At 51.7% G+C, this 3,859-nt stretch carries 1 protein-coding gene; it reads left to right on the forward strand.

Going from position 1 to position 3,859, the window contains the following annotated elements:
- Positions 1-3,859, forward strand: a 3,859-nt coding sequence (locus tag ASC50_RS07280) for a hypothetical protein (RefSeq protein WP_226995424.1), incomplete at both ends; no start/stop codon positions are given.

A 3,859-nucleotide genomic window follows, 5' to 3' on the forward strand; every position in this document is an offset into this window, starting at 1 on the left:
ACGAATCCGAGGATGATTATGAATTTGAGTATGAGTGGGAATATGAGTTGGCGTTAGAAGATGCCGGATTTGAGCCCGGTGCCTTTGCGCAGGATGAAACAGAGATGACGATAAACGGCAATAGCATCACGATTCATGTCAACCCCGTCTCCGGCGAATATGTGGCTTGGCTGTACCCCGAACTGTATGATATAGAGCCTGTTAAAACAAGTTTTCATGGTACTGTCTACGACAGACATGAAAGGCTCGACCTGCGCGATGCGCCCGTTGCCGATGACGCTACGATGAAGAAAAACATGCTCACTCGGGGCGAACAAACAGACACCATCCGCTACCACAAGGAATGGAACTATAATTATCGTGCGGAACCGATTTACACCCTGCGGCAGTGGGTGTGGAATGACGAAGATGAAACGGCGGGTGATTTTGTCGATTATTTTGGTGAAAAAGAGTATGTTTTTGCCGACACAACGCTTATGCTGGTGAATTTGGACTTGGAACCGAACGATGCCAATTTTTACACCTTTGACAAACCGGTATTCCTGCAAGGCAAATCGTATCTGTTTGTGCTGCAGGCTAATGAATATTATGTCAGTGACGAGAAATTAACCATAGAGGCGCACTCGGTGGAGGATGCAACCTTTAGCATCACATCCACCATCGCTGAAAATTCTGCGCCGGTTACTATTGCTTTGGATGCGGAATCAGGAGTTGGCTTTTATGAGTTTGTTGTTGGAGCTCCGAGTGGCGACGGTCCGTCGCGGTTGTCGACCACGATGACCACCGGCGGACGGTCCTATTATTCGGATGATTTTGGTGCTACAGGTTTGGAAGCATACGTGCTGGGCGGAACATCCACCGGCACCGATTTCCGGACGACAGCACCTCCGAAAGTGGATTTTGTGCTCCACGACCCTCCCGGCACAAGCAGCTATGCCTATATCAATGCCGGTACAACGCTGGTGCACACTGAGTTTGATTCATGGGCAAAGGGCACGTTGATAACTTCTAAAAATACCCTCTCGCTCGGCTATTCCACGATGATGGTGCTGGGGGTTGTTGGCACGTCTGCCTCCGCTTATGGAACAGGAGGCACGGGATTGGAGACTAACCAGATGTCAATGGACAATGGCTCTACGCAAACGACCTACACGTTCACTCAGGGCTTTTCCACGATGGGTAACCCTGCCCTTATGGGTGCCGGTGCTGAGGTGCTGGTGGGCGACCCGGGCGATTTGTTTGTCGGGCAGGCGGTGAATACCCTCTTTGGCAAAGTCAATGCTGTGGAGATTAGCCGGACAGAGACTTTTTCCAACCCGGATAACATTTTTACAGACCGGACTCAAGATTTTGCTATCGGCAAAACATCTATTATGGGAGTAGGGGAGAGTTTTGAAACAAGTTTTGCCTACACGGAATATGAAATAGAGAACTTCGTGATTCCCAGGTGGGAGGATGCCGTGAGGGGATTGTTGTCGCGCATTGTCATCCCAAAAATAAAGAACAGAACCAAAGAGTGGAACGACAGTGCCATGTGCGCCAAATTGCTAAGCAATTACGGCATTGATGTCAGAAATATCACCGCTCCGCTCTATGTGTCGCATTTACGTGAAAACCATAGCAAATTTGGAAAGTTGAACAGCGATACCGCGTTTCACGAGCGGGCAACGGCGGAGGGTGCTCCTTCCGGACCGAGCTATACCATTATTTGGGACAGCACCTCGCTGGAGACTATGAAGAAGATAGATGTGCCTGATTTGGGACCTATAGAGGAGTGCCCTCAGGATTCGGTTCTCATGGCGTACGACCAGATAAACGGGTGGCTCCGCATTTTGGCACAAAATGAAATAGCCAAATTAACGGGCGAATATACGCAGAATCTCAGCTTTGGCGCCGGCGTGGGCAGCGTTGGCATCAGCACCTCCCACGACACGATTTATTCGTTTGGCTCAAGCAGCAATCGCACCCACAGGGTGTATGTGTCTGCGCACGAAGAAGGGAAGGTTAGCGGCGAGTTTGTGTCTGCGCGTAGGGTGGCTGCCGACGGTGCGGTGAGCTCTGATGCCGGCGGCAGTGCCCTCGCAGCAGTGTCGGTGCAACCGGTAGCTAACAGAGCTGTTTTGCATCCGGGTTCTCGCAATGGTAACGGTGGTAACAGTAAGCACAGTGCTATAAGAAGCCACATAGCTACCCGCCGACCCGGTACTCCCCGGAGTCAGGGTTATCCTAATTTTTATAACGCTACCCGTCGCTCACATGCGTCCAAAGGCTCAGGCTCAGGCTCAAGTTCCGGATCCAGCACCAGCTCCAGCTCCAGCTCGACACGAGCCCCTCGAATCGGGCAAGCGAACTTTTTTTGGGGATTGAACAGCGCAGATGGAAAACCATATATGTATCACCGGACGGTAGCTGCAGATGGTAAAGTAGAAATGAAAAGGCTTTCGGAGGCGCAGTCTTCCTACGCCCAAAGAGACGCGCTGGGTAATTTCGTCAAAAGATTACCTAATGGGGATATCATGTTTTGTGATGTTAATGGCGGACTTATAACGATGAGTTCAACGGACGGGCACGGTAATGTGGATATAAGTCACGCGGAGGCCTTACCTTTCCGAACTGTTCACACCTCGAGTGTGAACATAAGCAGAACGGCATTTAATGCATGGGATGCTGCGCGTCCGGTGGGGTCGATGCCTGCGGATTTATATTTCGATGGTATGTCTGCTTTTGCTAATTGGAGACAGCGGCACCCGCACGCGTTTGCCGGTGATTTTTTCGCCAGTAACACGTACGACAAATGGAACAACCGCCAGAGGCATGGAAAAGCGGTGGCGACAGCACGAAAATGGAGAAATGATGAACTAAAACAGAAATGGAAAGCACGTGTGAGAAGACCAAACAAACAATATGAAGGATGGAAGTCAGATATAGACATAAAGAAGAAACCCGTCCAGAGCGGAAAAAGAACCGTAGATAAAGCATTCGACATAGCAAGAAAAAAAAGAAATCAGCTCATTCCTGTGCTATTTGTGGAATTCCCGCACCCACCAAAAGCAAAACCAAAACCAAAACCAAAACCAACACCGAAGCCGCCGGCACCGACACCGACGCCGAAGCCGAAGAAGAAAGTGAAAGTGAAGAGACCGGCGTTGGTGACGCCGACACCGACGCCGACGCCGCCGAAGCCGCCGACGCCGCCGGAGACGACGACGGAGACGACGACGGAGGAGACGAAGGAGACGACGGAGGAGACGAAGGAGACGACGAAGGAGACGACGGAAGAGCCGACGAAGGAGACGACGGAGGATACGACGACGGAGAAGCCTAAGCATAAGTCTAAGCCTAAGCCGCCGCCGCCGAAGAAGCGGAAGAAGACGCCGTCGCCGCAGCAGCCGGTGCCGACGCCGCCGACGCCGCCGTCGACGGAAACGGAAACAGAGGAATCAGAGGAAACGAAATCAGAGGAAACGAAATCAGAGGAACCGGAATCAGAGGATTCGGAAGAGACAACAGAGGATCCGGATCCGAAATCAGAGGATTCGGAAACGGAAACGCCGCCGACGCCGGATACGCCGGATTCAGATGAGGATGAGGATGAGGAAGAGGAAGAGGATGATGATGATGATGAAACCGATTCAAAGTCGTCGAAGTCGTCATCGTTAGACTCAGTTCACTCCAGTCATTTTGTTCCACCAAAAGATGATAAGAGAAATGCATGGGACTGTATACGTGATAATGACGATGGAGCCGATGTTAACCCCCCCCCCCAAACGACTAGTGTCTCGTCGCACAGCGAAATCCTCCTTCCTGCCCCCCCCCCCAACCTTTCCCCCAGCATATCCCCCCGCCGCGACCCCGCCCC

The organism is Candidatus Symbiothrix dinenymphae (assembly GCF_001431085.1).